15 protein-coding genes are annotated in these 17,254 nt (G+C 67.2%); 9 read left to right on the forward strand and 6 right to left on the reverse strand.

Annotated features, from left to right (window positions below):
• Positions 1 to 27 precede the first annotated feature (27 nt).
• Entirely contained in the window at positions 28 to 963 is a 936-nt protein-coding gene (locus H4J02_RS09365; protein ID WP_187674334.1) for an FRG domain-containing protein, read from the forward strand.
• Positions 964 to 1,026: 63 nt separating this feature from the next.
• Here H4J02_RS09365 and H4J02_RS09370 read toward each other — a convergent pair whose 3' ends face one another.
• Together H4J02_RS09370 and H4J02_RS09375 are read right to left on the reverse strand one after the other, a co-directional pair.
• A complete protein-coding gene (locus H4J02_RS09370) occupies positions 1,027 to 3,984 on the reverse strand; it encodes an SNF2-related protein (RefSeq protein WP_187674335.1) in 2,958 nt (985 codons plus the stop codon).
• Between the two features lie 191 nt (positions 3,985 to 4,175).
• Entirely contained in the window at positions 4,176 to 5,198 is a 1,023-nt protein-coding gene (locus H4J02_RS09375) for a hypothetical protein (RefSeq protein WP_187674336.1), read from the reverse strand.
• Between the two features lie 307 nt (positions 5,199 to 5,505).
• On the opposite strand from H4J02_RS09375, the gene H4J02_RS09380 reads away from it, so the two are divergent.
• The 3 genes from H4J02_RS09380 to H4J02_RS09390 all read left to right on the forward strand — a co-directional run bounded on the left by H4J02_RS09380 (position 5,506) and on the right by H4J02_RS09390 (position 9,085).
• Positions 5,506 to 7,596, forward strand: a complete 2,091-nt coding sequence (locus H4J02_RS09380) for an AAA family ATPase (RefSeq protein WP_187674337.1) — start codon at positions 5,506 to 5,508, stop codon at positions 7,594 to 7,596.
• Complete coding sequence (locus H4J02_RS09385; RefSeq protein WP_187674338.1) at positions 7,593 to 8,780, forward strand: McrC family protein; 1,188 nt, start codon at positions 7,593 to 7,595, stop codon at positions 8,778 to 8,780. Before H4J02_RS09380 ends, H4J02_RS09385 begins: the two co-directional genes overlap by 4 nt.
• Positions 8,781 to 8,845: 65 nt before the next feature.
• Positions 8,846 to 9,085 (forward strand): hypothetical protein, encoded by a 240-nt coding sequence (locus H4J02_RS09390; protein WP_187674339.1) that lies wholly within the window; start codon positions 8,846 to 8,848, stop codon positions 9,083 to 9,085.
• 17 nt (positions 9,086 to 9,102) lie between these two features.
• Here the strand turns inward: H4J02_RS09390 and H4J02_RS09395 are convergent, their stop codons facing one another.
• On the reverse strand, positions 9,103 to 10,476 hold the full coding sequence (locus H4J02_RS09395) for an MFS transporter (protein ID WP_187674340.1): 1,374 nt from the start codon (positions 10,474 to 10,476) through the stop codon (positions 9,103 to 9,105).
• Between the two features lie 118 nt (positions 10,477 to 10,594).
• Between H4J02_RS09395 and H4J02_RS09400 the strand changes: the two genes are divergently transcribed.
• From H4J02_RS09400 to H4J02_RS09415, 4 genes are all read left to right on the forward strand, one after another.
• Positions 10,595 to 11,101: a MarR family winged helix-turn-helix transcriptional regulator gene (locus H4J02_RS09400; RefSeq protein ID WP_187674341.1), complete on the forward strand. Its 507-nt coding sequence runs from the start codon at positions 10,595 to 10,597 to the stop codon at positions 11,099 to 11,101.
• Positions 11,102 to 11,332: 231 nt separating this feature from the next.
• On the forward strand, positions 11,333 to 12,499 hold the full coding sequence (locus tag H4J02_RS09405; protein WP_187674342.1) for a DUF4192 family protein: 1,167 nt from the start codon (positions 11,333 to 11,335) through the stop codon (positions 12,497 to 12,499).
• Positions 12,500 to 12,614: 115 nt separating this feature from the next.
• Positions 12,615 to 13,403 carry an alpha/beta fold hydrolase gene (locus H4J02_RS09410; RefSeq protein WP_187674343.1) on the forward strand — a complete coding sequence of 263 codons (789 nt, stop codon included), beginning with the start codon at positions 12,615 to 12,617 and terminating at the stop codon, positions 13,401 to 13,403.
• On the forward strand, positions 13,400 to 13,861 hold the full coding sequence (locus H4J02_RS09415; RefSeq protein ID WP_187674344.1) for a GbsR/MarR family transcriptional regulator: 462 nt from the start codon (positions 13,400 to 13,402) through the stop codon (positions 13,859 to 13,861). Before H4J02_RS09410 ends, H4J02_RS09415 begins: the two co-directional genes overlap by 4 nt.
• Positions 13,862 to 14,302: 441 nt before the next feature.
• On the opposite strand, the gene H4J02_RS09420 is transcribed toward H4J02_RS09415, so the two are convergent.
• From H4J02_RS09420 to H4J02_RS09430, 3 genes are read right to left on the reverse strand one after another with little or no spacing between them, the layout of a single operon-like run.
• The gene (locus H4J02_RS09420) at positions 14,303 to 14,701 is read right to left on the reverse strand and encodes a CrcB family protein (RefSeq protein WP_187674345.1); all 399 of its coding nucleotides are present in this window, start codon (positions 14,699 to 14,701) and stop codon (positions 14,303 to 14,305) included.
• Positions 14,698 to 15,192 carry a CrcB family protein gene (locus H4J02_RS09425; protein ID WP_187674346.1) on the reverse strand — a complete coding sequence of 165 codons (495 nt, stop codon included), beginning with the start codon at positions 15,190 to 15,192 and terminating at the stop codon, positions 14,698 to 14,700. Before H4J02_RS09425 ends, H4J02_RS09420 begins: the two co-directional genes overlap by 4 nt.
• Positions 15,193 to 15,243: 51 nt before the next feature.
• Positions 15,244 to 15,765: a carboxymuconolactone decarboxylase family protein gene (locus H4J02_RS09430; protein WP_187674347.1), complete on the reverse strand. Its 522-nt coding sequence runs from the start codon at positions 15,763 to 15,765 to the stop codon at positions 15,244 to 15,246.
• Between the two features lie 47 nt (positions 15,766 to 15,812).
• Between H4J02_RS09430 and H4J02_RS09435 the strand changes: the two genes are divergently transcribed.
• A complete protein-coding gene (locus tag H4J02_RS09435; protein WP_187674348.1) occupies positions 15,813 to 17,225 on the forward strand; it encodes a PLP-dependent aminotransferase family protein in 1,413 nt (470 codons plus the stop codon).
• Positions 17,226 to 17,254: the final 29 nt, after the last annotated feature.

Here is a 17,254-nt window from a genome sequence, read left to right on the forward strand (position 1 = left end):
CGTGCCTACTGCCGTACGCTTCCCACTATGCCGACGACACCACCGTCCTGGGACCCGCAAAGCTACTTCAAAGCTTGGGAGCGTTCGGTCGATAGTTGGGCGAGACTTGAGGAAGAGCTCAAGAACGTCGAATGGGTGTCTGACGGAAGAAAACTAGTTTGGCGGGGCGTTCACGACAGCAGTTACGGCTTATTAAGTTCAGCTTACCGCTGGCTGAAGCGCCACGACAATAGGATCCCTTCGGAAGCACGGTTGCGCGACCTAGAGTCCAAATTGCTGACCATCTCCCGGACCACTTGGCCGGATAGGGGGGGCAGCGCCCTGGAAACATTGGCACATATTCAACACTATGGTGGCCCTACGCGGCTGATCGATGTCAGCCATTCCGTGGAAGTTGCGGTGTTTTTTGCGACGGAGCAGAGATTCGATAAGGACACTCATAAGCCTCTCGAGGATGTCGATGGGCGGCTCTTTGCATTCCAGTCTGACGATCGGGTTATCGATCTCGACTCGAACTGGGGCTCACGGGAGATACCTTGGGCGCATTGGGAACGAGAAGAGAATGGTTGGGAGACATCCCTTCCATTCGTTTGGAACCCGCCACGCGCCTTGAATGAACGAATCACTGCTCAGCATGGAGCGTTCCTAGTGGGCGGAGTGCCGTCGCTTCCGCACGGTCAGAACTCGCGGTATCGAATGCCTGGCGCCTGGCAACACGGAAACATGAAAACAATGCCTGCTGCCGATGTACGGGAAATCACATCTGTTTCAGTCTTTTTGAAAAGTCTCGACCGCCGAACTACCAAGAAGTCTCAGGCGGCCTACACGTTGAGAATCGCAGCAAAGGCGAAACCTGAAATCAGGAAGAAGCTGCTGGAAAAACGCGGCCTGCATCATGGATCAATCTATCCAGATCTCTATGGACTCGCAGAGCACGGCGCAAGCCTGGCATCGTTCGCTTAGCCACCGCTTCTCCCCGTGGACTAGAGGAGACCGGGAATGAATGCGGGCGGCTCATCCTGCCGCTCACTTCGAGAGTTGCCAGCGAATCGTGAACAGGTGCTCGTTCTCCTGGATGCCCTGGAGCGACTGCTCGATCAGTTCGAGATACTTGTCAGCCTCGGCGCGGAGCTTCTTGCGCGTGTCTCGGAAGTCCTCGTCGGCTTCCTCGGCACGCTGCTCCCACTTGCGTGCCTCTTTCTTGAGGCGTAGCTGCTCCATCGGGTCGTCCGCCTGTCGGGCGAGCTTGCGGGCTTCCTTCTCCTTGGCCCGGTACTCGCGGATCCTGCCTTCGTGCTCGGCCTTGCGATCCTGCTGGTTGCGGTATAGCAGTTCCTCCTGCTGGTCGTAGTAGCGGGAGTTGCGTCCCTGGACTTCCTTCTCCAGCTCAGCCCGACGGGCATCAAGGTACGGCGTGAAACGTGCCGCTTCGATCGACACCGGCTGCTCGCCAACCTCGATGCAAGCCAGGTCGAGGATGTCTGCGACATACTCCTCGTCGAGCCACCGGCCGTCGTCGGTCAGGGCGCCGGCGAGCATGTAGGACTCGGAGATGTCCTCATCGCGTGCCTTCATGCGGAAGGTCACAACGTTCGCAGTTAGCTCGCCGCTGGTTCCTTCCAGCGCGCGGATTGCGCTACTCACCCGCTCCGACTGCCAAAGCGAAAACTTCACCTCTCGTGCCGGAGTGTCGTGGGCCTTTGCCGTATCGATGACGTGCCTTGCGAGCGGGCTCGCGTAGCGGTACTGGTGGGCGTTCTCCAGCGGCTGGGATTTGAAGAAGTAGCGGCCGGTCGGCGCGTCCTTCACCGGGGACTGGTTCAGTACGAAGATGCGCCCGTCGCCCTCGAAGGTCGCGTGCCCGTGCAGTTCGTGTCGGGTTACCGCGAGCAACAAGCGCTCGAACTTGTTGAGTACCTCGCCGGACTGCGTGTCGTACGCCTTGAGCCGATCCTGGACGTGCGGGTCAAGGTTGTCGAAGACCTTCGCCTTGGCGCTGGCCATCTCATGCGAGATCTCGGTCGCGTACTGCGCCTCCAGCTCGCGGAACGCGGCATCCAGCTCGTCGGCGGTTCTGCAGTGGGTGAGAATATCGCTGATCGTTTTCTCAAAGTCCAGGCCATCCTCGATCGCTCCGAGCACCTCGTCGCTGGCACCGAAGACGCTGGAGAACAGCTGGAACTTGTTCGTCAGCAGTTCCAGGATGCGCTGCTCGGCAATGTTGCCCTTGTTCGAGAAGTTCACGACGACAACGTTGTGCTTCTGCCCGAAACGGTGCACCCGGCCGATGCGCTGCTCGACCCGCTGTGGGTTCCACGGCAGGTCATAGTTGACGAGCATCGAGCAGAACTGCAGGTTGATGCCCTCTGCGGCAGCCTCAGTCGCGATCATGATCGTCCCGTCGGTGCGGAAGTAATCCACGAGCGCCTTGCGACGATCCACTGCCGCGATGCCGGTGATCAGGTCACTGTCTCTGTTCTTTTCTAGCCACGCCTGGTAAATCGCGGTCTGCTCGGGTCCGCTGTTCGAGCCATTGAACAGGACAAGCCCCTCGCCACGACCAGCCTCACGCAGCGATCGGGCGATGTACTCCTGCGTCTTGGTCGAGTCGGTGAAGATGATGGCCTTCTCCGGAGCGCCCAGCTGACGCAATCGCTCAAAGCCCCGGTCGAGTGCCTCACCGAGCTTGACCGCCTTCTGGTTCACAGTGATCGAACGGGCAAGCGCAGCGTACTCGCGCAGCTCGACAACCTCAGCCCGCGTCGCCTCCAACAGCGACTCATCACGGGGCATCGATGAGGCACGGGAACCAGTGCCAGTATCCTCGAGCTCCTCCGCCTCTTCCAGTTCCTCGCTGGTGATCTCATCGTCAATGGCGAAGTCGGCTGCAACGAGGCCGCCACGCCCATGGTGACGCTGTCCGGTCGCGACTTCGTCAGCCAGGCGATTCGCGATGTTTTCGAGCGTGCTCGCGACCGCATAGGTCGACGAGCCGAGGCGCTTACGGATGATCAGGGCAGAGAGGTGACGTTGGCTGCCCGCGAAGGCGAATAGCTCGTCGCGCTGCAGGTAGTCGTTCACCAGGTCGTAGAGCCGCGCCTCGTCCGGCGAGGGAGTGAACTCGACCGTCAGCGGCAGGCGCTGGGTGAAGTGAATGTACTTGTCAGCGTCACGACGCAGCGTGCGCTTCGATATGGTCGCGACACGTTCCGCCAAGTCGCTTGAGTCGTCAAGCCATTCACGCGCGCGATCTGCATTGCGCGGGTCGGACAGGGACCCAAAATGACGGGACACATCGATCTTCTTGACGTATCGCTCGCGGAACGCGTCTAGAGAGTGGAAGTAGTCCGGATAAAAAATCGCTACCAATCCATATAGTTCCTCGAGCTTGTTCTGCAACGGTGTCGCCGTCAGCAGAACTGTCTTGTGCGCGCCCGAGACTATGTGCGCCACCGCCTCGGCAGCCTTGGTCTTGCCTGTCCAGTAGTTGCGCAGCCGGTGGGCCTCGTCCGCGACCACGAGATCCCACGCCTTCAGCAGCGACGTCTCATGTCGGAGCGCGAACTCGTAGGAACAGATCAGCACTTGCGTCGAGCGCCCACCCGCTGCGGCAAGCAGTGATTCTTTCGACTTCGGGTCGAGGATGGCGGACGGGATCAGGAACTTCTCGTATAGCTCCTGCTGCCACTGCTGCCGCAGACTCGACGGGGCAACGATCAGGATGCTGCGGCGGCGCTCCGCCCAGTGCTGAGAGATGACGATCCCCGCCTCGATCGTCTTTCCGAGGCCCACCTCGTCAGCCAGGATCACGCCCGGCAGGAACGGTGTCTGCAAAGCAAAGAGGGCGGCGTCGATCTGGTGCGGCTTCGGCTCCACCTGGGCGTCGAACAGCAAGCCAGCGAGCTTGCCGACGTGGTCATTGGCGTAGCTGCGCTGAAGCTCGTGCGCGTAATACTTCGCCTGGTAGTGGCTGATTCTGGTCACACACGTCTCCGGACCGGCGGCGTGCGCAACCGGGATAGCGACGCGCTACGCAGCGTTCCGTCCTTGGACACGTACCTCCGCCTTCGTTGCTCGAGGGCATCCACCCGTGACCTCCTTCAGGGTATCCATCGACGTCGAACGTTATGCGTCCCCACATCTGGGGCAATTGGGGTTGTCATCTCGCCGGAGACTTAGTCGTTGGAAAGGAGAACGTCGATCGCACGCTTCCAGCGAGCTCTCAACGGCGTCGGCGTGAGCATGGAAGCGAGCTTCTGGATGTCTCCTTCAATCTGCACCGTCTGACGTTGCGACAGCCAGACCGCAGCCCTCGCCGCACCGTCGCGCACAGACCACCCGGACCATGTCATTGTCCCGCTCAGAATCACAACCAGTTGACCACCGATCATCGCGACGACGAGCGGATAAACACTGCTCCAGTGCAATATTCCAATCCCAATGAGCAACGCGAGGGATACGTGCACGGCAGCGGCGGGAAGAAAGGCGATGGACCGCGCGTAGCGGTCATCGGCGAGGTTGTGCAGCAGGCGCGACACCCAGGTCGCGACGGTCAGGAGCGCTGCGCCGAGGAAGATCCAAGATAGGACGACGAGGTCGAACGCCGCTTCCGGATACGTGAGCGCGAGCGCAGCAAGCACGACTACGACCACGGCGCCGAGGTTGGCGACGAGAACAATCCAGACCTTCTGCCGCGCCTGCACTTCGAGCCGCTCGATTCGAGTCGTCAGGGATTGTTCGCGAGCACGCAACTCAGCAATGTGATCGGCAGCAGGCGGCGAACCGAACGTCCCCAACTGCGCTGCCAGGAACCACACAATGATGCTGACCAACAGCGACATTGCGAAGGCAACTGCCCCATCGACCTCGCGCACGCGAATTGCTAAGAGCGCTATAAGCGGAAACGTCGTGGCCGCGAGCATCTCTCCGAACAAGGCGATAATCCGTCGCCGGTCGCCCACCTGTCCGGCAATCGCAGACACATAGAGAGCCAGAAGTGCGGTGAGGTGAGCGGTCAGTGCCCACCCGATTTGCGTCCCGACTGCCTCACTCACCTGCATTGCGACTTGCCCCGCGTCTGGCCCCGCGAGCAAGAAAAGACTCGGTAGCAAGGCGACTAGACCCAAGCCAGTGATCGTGAACTCCACGAAGACTGCGATGGATCGCCGCGGCAGGTATAGCGACTCAACGTTGGCCATGGCGAACGGCCTCCTCCCCGACGGACGCCGCCAAAACTACCGTCTGCCAGCGAGGCGATCACCTTTGGCCCCCGGCTCGACTCGGAGGGGTGTCGGCTCAATCACCGGCATTGACGAGCCCGATTGGGCTCGTCAGCGCCTCGCTCACTTCGCTCAACCGCACATCGATCGTGCTGGCCATGCCGATCGCCCAGGCGTCGACTCGAGCAAAATGAGCGCGCAGCGCCCTGCCGGAGACAGCGGTCCTCGTACTCAAGCGGCGCCAGTATCGTGATCCTGTAACCGCCGTTCAGAGCGAAAGTCGCCGATGACTACCGAATCTCGTACACCTCAGCGCCTCCGCCGAGCCATAGAACTGCTATCCGAAGGCAGCCCCGCGAACACGCGTGCGACCCTCTGGGCGGCCGTTCGCACTGAGATCCCGCTCACGGAATACGAGGCCGCCTTGCTCAGCAATGGCGTGACGCGCGCCGAAACCGACTGGGCATTCGCATCGTCGAACCTCGTGAAGAGCGGATGGTTGGTCAAGGACGGCAACGGCGGATGGGCGATCACGGAAGCCGGCCGCGGTGCGCTCCGCAACTTCCCGGACCCGGTGGAGTTTGCGCGGACGGCAGCGGCGGCGTACAAGTCGTGGCGCGATGAGCAAGCTGCAGCACTTTCCCGCGGAATCGTGCCCGCAGACGACAAGCAAGCACTGATCGTAGACACAGCCAAGCTCTTCGCCGAGCGCGGGCTCGCTGAGCTCAGCTCCGTCTTTTCCCCCGGGCGGTCCGTTTGGAATGAGCGCACAACAGCGGAACTCATCGCGAAGTTTGTGGACTCTGACGGATCCGGCGCCGGCAGTTTTGTGGAGAAGGTGGCCCAGCAATTGTCGGACGCAACCGACGACGCGCGGCTGCTCATGGCGGAACTCGTCGCCCTACAGCTGCTGCCGGCCAGCACCGACACGATCGGCGCTGACAAGAAGCTGGCGCGGGTCCAAGCCGTCCTCGACCTCATGGACCACCCGGTGCAGGTCCCGGCCGAGATCCGCGCGGCGTTCGGCGCAGGAGCTTTCAACCCCGGCGTCGCGATGGCGAACAGTCTTGGGGCCGCGATGACGATCATGGTGAACTTCGCCGACTCATGGGTGCGCCTGCCTGAGGAAGAACGCATTCGGCTCCTGGAGGATCCGTGGGAGTTCCGCGACTTCGTCCACGCTGTGCCGGGCACGTCCTTCCCATCCCAACGGCTGTCGCTGATGTATCTCATGCACCCGGAGACCTTCACCAGCATCGTGCAGGCGGACGCGCGCGAGCGTATCCGGAACGCATTCATCGGGGAGATCGATCGTGGGCCGAGCGACCTGGATCGAGACCTCCGCGACATCTGGGTAGCTCTGCAGGTAAAGCACAAGAAGCGCATCCACTTCTGGATGCCGGAGTTCCTCGAGGTCTGGAGCAAGGAAGACGCATCGTCGACGAAGGTCGATGCGCCGATACCCGCCGCGCAGGTGACCCTCCCTGCACCTGATGAAGCACTGGCCGGCGAGCTCCTGATCTCGCGAGAGTGGCTCGACCAGGCGATGCACCTGCTCGCGAGGCGAAAGCAGGTCGTTCTCTACGGCCCTCCGGGCACCGGCAAGACCTATCTCGCAAAGGCACTTTCTCGATACGCGAGCGGCGGAGTTGCTCCCTCGATCGTTCAGTTCCACCCGAGCTACTCCTATGAGGACTTCGTCGCCGGGTACCGACCGGCGACGGTCGACGGGCAACTGCACTACCGACTGAAGGCTGGCCCCCTCCTTCGGCTCTCCGAAGAGGCTGCCAAGAATCCCGAGCGACCACACTTCCTCGTCATCGACGAGATCAACCGGGGGAATCTCGCCAAGGTTTTCGGAGAGCTGTACTTCCTCCTCGAATACCGCAACGAGGAGATTGACCTCTTGTACGGCCATCCCGATGGAGACGGAGCCAAGTTCGCGTTGCCAGCCAATTTGTTCATCATCGGCACGATGAACACGTCCGACCGTTCCATCGCGCTGCTCGATGCAGCGATGCGGCGTCGCTTCGGGTTCCTCGAACTCCACCCTGACCGTGAGCCCATCCGGGGCTTGCTTCCGGCCTGGCTACGACAGCACGGGCAGGACGCCGGGCATGCCGAGGTTCTCGCTGAGCTGAACCGTCGAATCGCCGACCGGTCACTTCGCGTGGGCCCCAGTTACCTCATGCCGCGAGACGGGATCCTTGACGAACCCCGCCTCCGAGAGATCTGGGCGTACGAGATCTTGCCGCTGCTGGAGGAGATGCACTTCGGTGAGGACATCAACCTCGAGGCGGAGTACGGGCTCGACTCTCTCCGTCGATCCATGGCTGCAGCACGCGGCGACGAGGCGGCGGACTCCCCGGAAGAATGACACGCTACGAGGTGCGGGAGGCCGACACGGCCTTCCTGAAGATGCCGTTGGCCGCTGTCCAGGCCCTCACCTCGCTCGGCGTCTGCACGGCCAGCCCGGCCGGCGACGCGGGTTGGCGCGTCTCCAATGTCGCAAAGGTCGGGGCGATCAGCTTCCCCGGCGGCGAGGTACACATTCAGCCGAAGCTCGAGATCTCCAGGCTCTTCTGGATGCTGGGAACGGGCAGGCAGTGGGGCGACTGGCGGGACGGCGACGTTGAGCTCAACCGATCTGACACTCTCAGCGCTGCTATCGCAGAGAGCTTTGCCCATTTCGCCGAGGCGGCACTACGGCGAGGGATCCTTCAGGGCTACCGCTCGACGGAAGCCACCGAGACCGCAGTTCGCGGCAAGTGGTTGATCTCCGAACAGGTGAGACGCCGCTCTGGGCTCGTTCTGCCTGTCGAACTGCAGTACGACGACTACGTCGCCGACATCGCCGAGAACCGCGCAATCAGAGGTGCGGCGATCCGCGCCCTACGGTTCCCCAGCCTCCCGCCAAGTCTGCGACGACGCCTTGAGCGCATCGAGCGGGAGCTTTTCGAAGTTGCTCCGGGCACACACAAGAGCTCGCAGTCTGTCTTCTTCGATCGACGAAACTCCCACTACCGCCCCGCAATCGAGCTCGCGGGGCTCATCTTGGCGGAGGACGGCATCGATCACGGCGCGCAGGGAGCGCGATCGCGAAGTTACCTCCTCGACCTCGCCAAGATGTTCGAGGACTTTATCGAGGCGGAGGTTCGGCGCGCGGCTCGGAACTTCCCGGGGACGATCACCGCTCAGCACAGAGGAACGCTCGACCAGGCGCAGCGGGTCGACATTCGACCCGACCTCGTCTGGAGCAAAGGTGGTCGCGTGCGGGCGATCCTCGACGCCAAGTACAAGACCGAGAAGCCGCACCGAGGTCATCCCAACCCTGACATCTATCAGATGCTGGCGTATTGCATCCGGTATGGCGTCCGCGCCGGGCACCTTATCTACGCCAAGGGCAATGCAGACCCTGCGCGCTACGTCATCGAGCAGGCAGGCGTGACCATCGTGTGTCACGCGCTCGACCTGTCGGCCGAACCCGCACAGATCGAGCGTCAAGTCGATTGGTTGGTCGCGGACGCACTCGGTCCTGATCTCCAGCAGGACCTGCCATGACCCGCAACACAACGTGCCCTCTTCTGGGTCATGACACGTTCGCACCGCCCACCTAGCGTGCAGTCATGGCGACGTGGAAGAGCGACGTGATCGCGGCCCTTCGCAGCCTCGGGGGCGAAGCTAACCTCAGCGACATCTACGCCGCGGTGGCGGCAAGGAGAAGGACGCTCCCTGAATCGTGGCAGGCGATTGTCCGGCAGGTGATCGAGTCCCACTCCTCGGACTCGAACAACTTCAAGGGGAAAGACGTCTTCTACTCAGCCGGTGGCATCGGCAGCGGCCGGTGGGGGCTCCGTAGACCCTGACACTTGAAGCGCCTAGGTCACGCCTCGGCGCCCACGAGCCCGATCGGGCTTGTCGGCGGCTCGCTGTCTTCATTCGTTCGCGCCGACGAAACCACCTGCATCCGCTCCCGCCCCCGCAGGGTCCGCCGGATCCGCCACGCCGCGTACAGCGCCGCGAGGCTGATCGCGATGTGCAGCCCGAGGAACGCGTCCGCCAGCCCCGCACCGAGCAGCACGCCCGCCACGAGCGGCCCCGCGGCCGAGAACGCGGTCTGCAGGGCGCCGATCGTGCCGAGAGTCTGGCCGACCATGCCGCGCGGCGCGAGCGACGCGGTGAGCGGGTTGAGCACGGGGCTGTACATCGTCTCCCCCACCGCGAACACCCCGTAGGTGGTGATGAAGATCGCCGCCGCGAGGCCCGGCGCGAGGTGCGCGGCCGACAGCAGCAGCCACGAGAACACCCAGATGCCCGCCACCACCATGAGCAGCGTCGGCGCGCTGCGCTTGGCCGTGACTTTCACCACGACGACCTGCAGCGCCACGATCACGAGGCAGTTCACGGCGGCGGCTATTCCGATCGCCGAGGCGTCGACGTCGAGCACCGTGAGGGCGTACGCGGGCAGGCCCGACTCGAACTGGGCGTAGAAGCCGAGGGCGAGGGTTGTGGTGAGAACGGCCGTCCAGCGCAGGGCGGGGTCGGCGAAGATCGTGCGCAGCGCGCCGCGCTGGCTGCGGCGGCCGGATGCGTCGACCACCGCGATCGCGCCGGTGTTCGCCTCCTGGATCGCCGCAGAAGAAGCGGATGCCGGGGTCTCGTCGCCGAACGACTCGTCGGAGCCGAGCACGGCATCCGCCACTCCCCCGCGCACACGGCCAGCGGCCCAGATGATGACCGACGACAGCACGAAGCCGCCCGCGGCCATGATGAAGCCCACGTTGAGCCCGTCGGCACGGTCGAGATCGACCACGAGGCCCGCGAGGAATGCGCCCGCGGCCATGCCGAGCGACTCACCCGTGAACTTGTAGGCGAAGATCTTGCGGCGGTCGCCGCTCGACGACCACTGCAGCGCGAGCACCTGCTTGGCGGGCACGGCGGCGGCGAGGCCGAGTCCGAAGACGAGCATGCCGACGAGGAACGTCACGGCGTCACCGATGAACACGAGCGCGCCGACGCCGGCGGCACCCACGAGCTGCGAGACGACGGCGACCGTCACCGGGTTGTGGCGGTCTGCGAGGCGTCCGGCGAGCGGTGCAGCCACGAGGGCGCCGACCGAGAAGAGGGAAGCGGATGCGGCGGCGAGCAGCACACCCCACCCGCGCGTCTCGGCGGCGTAGGCGAACTGGTACGGCAGCACGGCGCCCCAGCCGAGCGAGCCGATGCTGGACGCGAGCACGAGAAGCCGGGCGCGCATGGGTGGATCTCCTCCGTCGAAGTGGTGCGGGTGGTTCGGGTGATGCGAGTTCAGGCTTCGACGTCGAAGCTTTCGATGTCGAAATGTTAGCATTCGAACATCCATGGGACAATCGGGCATGGCCAGAGCCCCCCAGAGCGTGCAGGCGCAGTACCGCCGCGACGTCGCCACCTACGTCAAGGCGGGCGGCGAGGAGTCGGTGCAGCGCGTCATCACCGCAGTGCAGAGCCTCAACCGCAAGCTCGACCAGTGGTACGCGCGGCAGCTCGCCGACCTCGACATCGCCCCCGGCGAGTGGAGCGTCGTCACCGCGCTCGCCAAGGCCGGCGCGGCGCTCACCCCGAGTCAGCTGGCCGACCTCACGAACGTGGCCCCGTCATCCATGACCCACCGCCTCGACAAGCTCGCCGAGCGCGGCCTCATCGAGCGCGCCCCCGATCCGCAGAACCGCACGCGCGTCTACGTGAACCTCACCGACGACGGGTGGCAGCTGTTCTCGCTCGCGATCCGCGGGTCGAACGTCGTCGAGTCGGATGTGCTGCAGGACTTGAGCGATGAGGAGCGCGGGGAGCTGGCGCGCATGCTCGAGGTCGTGATCGCGCGGCTCGACGAGGTGGACGCGTGATCGCTGGCTGAGGAGCCCGCCTCACCCGCTGGTTGAGTAGCCCGCGCAGCCTCACCCGCTGGTTGAGTAGCCCGCCCAGCGGGCGTGTCGAAACCGCGTTGGTTGAGTAGCCCGCGAAGCGGGCGTGTCGAAACCAGCCCGCCGATCACCCCCAGCACCCCGAGCCAGCACCTCTCCACAGATTCCTCCTAACCAGGCCCGCACCGCCGCGCGCACCGCGAATCTGGCTCCATGCCCACGGCCGAACCCCACATCCTCCGCGCCTCGACGAGCGCCGACTTCCTCGCCTCGGTGCCCGCGATCTGCGGCTTCACCGCCCGGAACAGCGTGGTGGTGGTGCCTTTCGCAGGAAAGCAAGGCCGGGGCGCGTTCCGCTTCGACCTTCCCGTCGACGACCGCACCGCGACGACGGCCGCGCTCGCCAAGTCCATCCCCGAGTTCGTGCGGCGCATGCCGGGCACCGACGGGGTCGCGGTCATCGTCTACACCGACGGCACGTTCGCTGAGCGCCGTGGAACGCCGCACCTCGAGCTCTGGAGGGCGATCCGCCCCCGGTTGCGGAAGGCGGGTTTCGCCATCAAGGAGGCGGCGGTGGTCGCGGCGGACGGATGGGCGAGCTACCTGGATCCCGGCCGCCCGCTCGGCGGTCGCCCTCTCGACGAGATCACCGGAAGCCGCATGGCGCTCGAGGCGGCCTACCACGTCGACCGCATCGCCGACCTCCATGCGTGGAGCTCGCTCCCCGACCCCGACCCCCGGATCGCGCAGCACGTGGCGGTCGCGATCGACGACCTCGTGTACTACGACGAGCGCCTCGACGCGTTCGGTGTCGCGCATCCGTACACGCCTGATCCGATCTCGCTCGCCGAGCGGATGCTGAGCGCCCCCGCGCACGAGCTCGGCATCGATGCGCTCGCGGAGATCGTCGTCACGTGCGACGCTCCGGCCCTTCGGGATGTGCTGCTGATCGCCCTCGCCGGTGGCCGAGAGCGCGGCGAGAACGCGCTGAGGTTCCAGCTCGACGCATACGATCGGCAGGCTGCGACGGGCGAATCGTTCGACGAGCAGGCGCTCGCCGACATCGGGAACCGCCCGGACGACGACGACCTCATCATGGTGGGGCGATCGCAGTTCCGCCCGAACGCGAAGCATCTGGAGGCGAGCATCGAGGCGCTTCGGCGCGCCGCCGCCCACGCACCTCGGCCCCGGAGGGCCGGGCCGCTCTGTGTCCTGGCCTGGATGCTGTGGGCACGAGGCCTGATGTCGCCGGCGTCGCAGATGCAGGCGCTCGCCTACGAGTGCGACCCCGACCTTCGGATGGTCGAGACGATCGAATGGCTCCTTTCGTCCGGACCGCCGGAGTGGGGGTACCGCGTCGCGACAGATGTGCAGAGCTGAGTCGTTCTGCACACGCTCAACATGGCGAAGATCTCGGTGTCCGACGGGTCAGGCGATCGCGTCGGGCTGAACGTGGGGCCTATCCAAGCACCGATCTTCGCGCTATTTTCAGTATGTGGTGAAGATAGCGACGCTCAAGCGACCGGATGCCACCCTCAGCTACCTCGACGCTGCGGGCGCTCGGCGCGCGCTCGTGCTCGTGCACGGGGCGGGCGTCGACAGCTCGATGTACGCGCCGCAGGTGGCTGGCCTCTCCGAACTGGGGCACCGGGTCATCGCCGTCGACCTGCGCGGCCACGGCGCCTCGACGGTCGCCGACGGCGTGCGGATCACGGCATCCGCTCTCCTCGACGACCTCGTCGCGCTGCTCGAGCACCTGCGGCTCGACGCGCCGATACTCGTCGGCCACTCGCTCGGCGGCAACCTCGCGCAGGCCCTCGTGCGGCGGCATCCGCAGCTCGTCGGCGGCCTCGTGGCGATCGACTGCACCTGGAACACCGGGCCGCTCACCGCCCTCGACCGCCTCGGCCTGCGCCTCGCGGCACCGAGCCTCGCCGCGATCCCGGCCCGCAGGCTGCCGGGGCTCATGGCGTCGGCATCCGCGGTCACGCCCGAGGCGGTCGCCGCGCTCGAGGCCGCGTTCGCCCGGATGCCGAAGGCGCGCTTCCTCGACGTGTGGCGCGCGACGGCGAGCCTCGTCGAACCCGACCCCGGGTACCGCACGCCCGTGCCGCTCACCCTCGTGCGCGGCGAGCGGGACCGCACGGGCAACATCGCGAAGGCGATGCCCGCGTGGGCGGCTGCCGAGGGGGTGACCGAGCACGTCATCCCCGGCGCGGGCCACGTGCCGACACTCGACGCCCCGGATGCGGTGACCGTGATCCTCGCCGAAGCGGCGCGGTGAGCGGCGACGACGAGCGCGGGCGATTCGTCGACGCGCTCGGCGAGATCCTCGCGTCGTGGCACCTGCCGCGCTCGACGGGGCGGATCTACGGTGCATTGCTGCTTCGCGACACCCCCGCGACCTTCGATGAGCTGCGTGACGAGCTCGGCCTGAGCGCCGGCGCCGTCAGCACGGGCGTGCGCGAGCTCGTCAGCTGGGGGCTCGCGCACACCATCCCGCAGCCCGGAAGCCGCAGGCTGCTCATCGAGGCGGCGGGCGGCTTCGAGCAGCTGCTCGCCGCGAGCCACGAGCGCACGCGCGCGTTCATCGAGGTGCTGCGCAGCGGCACCCGGCTCGTCGACGGTTCGGTCGCCGCCGCCCGACTCGACGACGTGAGCGGTCTCTTCGAGGCCTACGTCGACGCGGGCGAGCGGATGCTGGCGTCGCGCGGCGGCAGGAGGTCGCGGGCAGTGGAGTAGCCCCTTTGCCGCTGGTTGAGTAGCCCGCGCAGCGGGCGTATCGAAACCCGACGGACGTATGACGTCGGGCTGGTTTCGACACGCGCCTGCGGCGCTACTCAACCAGCGGGGTGACGCGCCTGCGGCGCTACTCAACCAGCGGGGTGGCGCGCCTGCGGCGCTACTCAACCAGCGCGGTGCGGCACACGCGCTCGCCGGAGTGCCGCGCAGCGGCTTATCACCGCTGGTCGAGTGCCCGCGCAGCGGGCGTATCGAGACCCGACGGACGTTCGACGTCGGCGTGGTTTCGATACGCGCCTGCGGCGCTACTCAACCAGCGGGGTGCGCCGCCTGCGGCGCTACTCAACCAGCGGGGTGCGCCGCCTGCGGCGCTACTCAACCAGCGGAGCGCGGCGCCCGCGACGCTACTCAACCAGCGAGGCGCGGCGCCTGCGGCGCTCCTCAACCGACGGACGCGGCACCGCCGAGCGTCGCCCCCGCCCACAGCCCGAGCGCCGCGAGCGCCGTCGCCGCCGCGAGCTGCACGAGCGCGGTGAGCGCCGCATCCGTCCACGCGCGCTTCTGCAGCAGCCGCACCGCCTCGAAGCTCGCCGTCGAGAACGTCGTGTAGCCGCCGAGGAACCCCGTGCCGAGCGCCCACTGCCACTCCCCCGCGAGCGCCCCCGCACCCACGAGCCCGACGAGCAGGCCGAGCAGCAGCGAACCGCTGAGGTTGATCGCGATCGTGCCCCACGGCATCCGCGTGACCAGGCGCGAACGGATGCCCGTGTCGAGCCCGAACCGCGCCACGGCGCCCAGTCCACCCGCGAGCGCCACGACGACGAACAGCCCGGGGGTCATTGGGCGGCCTCCGGATGCCGCAGCGAGCCGAGCAGGATGCCCGCGAACGTCGCCCCGGCGCCCACGAGCACCGTGCCGAGGCCGTACAGGGTGGCGAGCCATCCGTCGCCCGAACCGAACAGCAGCGCGGCGTCGGTCGCGAGGGCGCTGTAGGTCGTGAAGCCGCCGAGGAACCCCGTGCCGAGCAGCAGCCGCAGGCTGCGACGGATGCCGTGGTCGGGCCCGCGGCGCACGAGCTCCTCGAGCAGGAAGCCGAGCGCGAACGCTCCGACGAGGTTGGCGAGCAGTACAGCCCACGGGATGCCGCCCGCGGCAGGGATGAGGAGGGTGAGCGCCTCTCGGGCGGCCGTGCCGAGAGTGCCGCCGACGAAGACGAGCGCGAGGTTCGCGGGGGTGACGAGGGCGCGCGCGGGGGGCGCTGGCGGCACCTCGACGACGTCGGTGTCCGGGTCGCTGGGGAGCTCCGGGGCGGCGTCGGGGGCGGGGGCCATCGGGTCGATGCTAGCGGGGCCGGGGCGCCGGGGCGGGGCCGCCCCGCGACGTCACCCGCGCAGCCGCGGCGTCCAGCAGCGAGCCGTGACGCCGATGCCGTTCCACACGTTGATCGTCACGATGAGGGCGATGAGCGCGGCCACCTGCGCCTCGTCGAACTCGGCAAGCGCGTCGGCGACCACGGCATCCGGCACGTGCGTCTCGGAGAGCCGCGTCACGGCCTCGGTCAGCTGCAGCGCGGCGCGCTCGGCGGCGGTGAAGAAGGGCGAGTCGTGCCAGATGACGACCGCGTGGATGCGCTGCAGGCTCACGCCGTGCTTCTCGGCGTCGCGCGTGTGCAGGTCGACGCAGTAGGCGCATCCGTTGAGCTGCGAAGCGCGGAGCCGGATGAGCTCGCGCAGCCCCGGGTCGATGCCGGCGCGGTCCGCCTCGCCGATCGCCGCTTCGTTCAGATCGCTCACAGCGCGGGAGAACGCGGGGGCGAGGGCGTCGAAGTCCACACGCTGTGGGATGCCGACGTAGGCGACCGCGCTGGGGGCCGTTGCGTTTGTGGGGGTCGCGATGTCTGTCATGTCCTCGACGCTATGCACCGGATGGCCCGCTGCTATGGTCCATTCGCATGACGGATGACTGGGCCGATTCCGGCATCGACCTGCACCTCGCGCTCGACCCGCGCGACAAGGCCGGGTCGCTCGCGTCCAGCATCCGCGACGCCATCCGAACCGGGCGCCTCGCCCCGGGCACGCGCCTGCCGGCATCCCGCACCCTCGCCGCCGACCTCGGCGTGGCGCGCAACACCGTCGCGGAGGTGTACGCGCTGCTCGTGGCGGAGGGATGGCTCGCCGCGCGCACGGGATCGGGCACGTGGGTCGCAGGGCGCGCGAGCTCCCCCGCACCGACCGAGACGCTCGTGCGGCACGAGGCGCCGCGGTTGATCTTGCGGGGCGGGATCCCGGATGCGTCCGCTTTCCCGCGCGGCGAGTGGGCGGCATCCGTGCGGCGTGCCGCGCACGAGGCGCCGGTCGACGCGCTCGGCTACCCGCCCCCGCTCGGCGTGCCGCGGGTGCGCACGGTGCTCGCCGAGTACCTCGCCCGCGCTCGTGGCGTGCACGCGGACCCTGAGCGGGTCGTCGTGGGGCGCGGCTTCGCCGACCTGCTGTCGCTCATCGGCCGCACGCTCGTCGCGGCGGGCGCGCGCACCGTGGCGGTCGAGGAGTACGGGCACGAGACGCATCGCGCCGTGCTCGCGGCGGCAGGGCTACGGCTCGCGCCGATCCCGGTCGACGGGGACGGCGCCGACATCGCCGCCCTCGAAGCTGTCGCAGCGGATGCCGTGCTCCTCACCCCCGCGCACCAGTTCCCGACGGGCGTTCCGCTGTCGCCCGCGCGCCGCGTCGCCGTCACGGCGTGGGCGCGGCGAACCGGCGCCCTCGTGCTCGAGGACGACTACGACGGCGAGTTCCGCTACGACCACCGCGCGATCGGGGCCGTGCAGGCTCTCGACCCCGACCACGTCGCCTACCTCGGCACGGCGAGCAAATCGCTCGCGCCCGCGGTCGGGCTCGCGTGGGCGGTCGTTCCGCAGCGGATGATCTCGGGGCTCGCCGAGGCGCGGCGGGTCGCGGGCGCGGGGGCGGATGCGCTCTCGCAACTCGCCCTCGCCGACTTCATCGAGAGCCACCGCTACGACCGCCAGGTCCGGCGCCTCCGGGCGGAGTACCGGCGGCGGCGGGAGCTGCTCGACGGGCTCGTGGTGGCATCCGGCTCGGGCGCGCGCGTGCGGGGGCTCGCCGCGGGGCTGCACTGCCTCGTGGAACTGCCCGCGGGGGTGGCGGCGGATGCGGTGGTCGCCGAGGCTGCGCGGCGCGAGGTCGCGGTGGAGGGGCTTGCGGCGTATGCGGCGCACGCGACCGCGGCGGCTCGCACGTCGACGATCGTGGTCGGCTACGGCGCGCCGCCCGCTCGCGTCGCCGACGAAGCGATCGCCGAGCTGGTGGCCGCGATCGCGAGCGCGTCGCCCTCGCGCAGCTAGGCGGCGCGTTCCCCTCCTTCCGAACGTTC

The organism is Protaetiibacter sp. SSC-01, from assembly GCF_014483895.1.
Classification (GTDB): Bacteria; Actinomycetota; Actinomycetes; order Actinomycetales; family Microbacteriaceae; genus Homoserinibacter.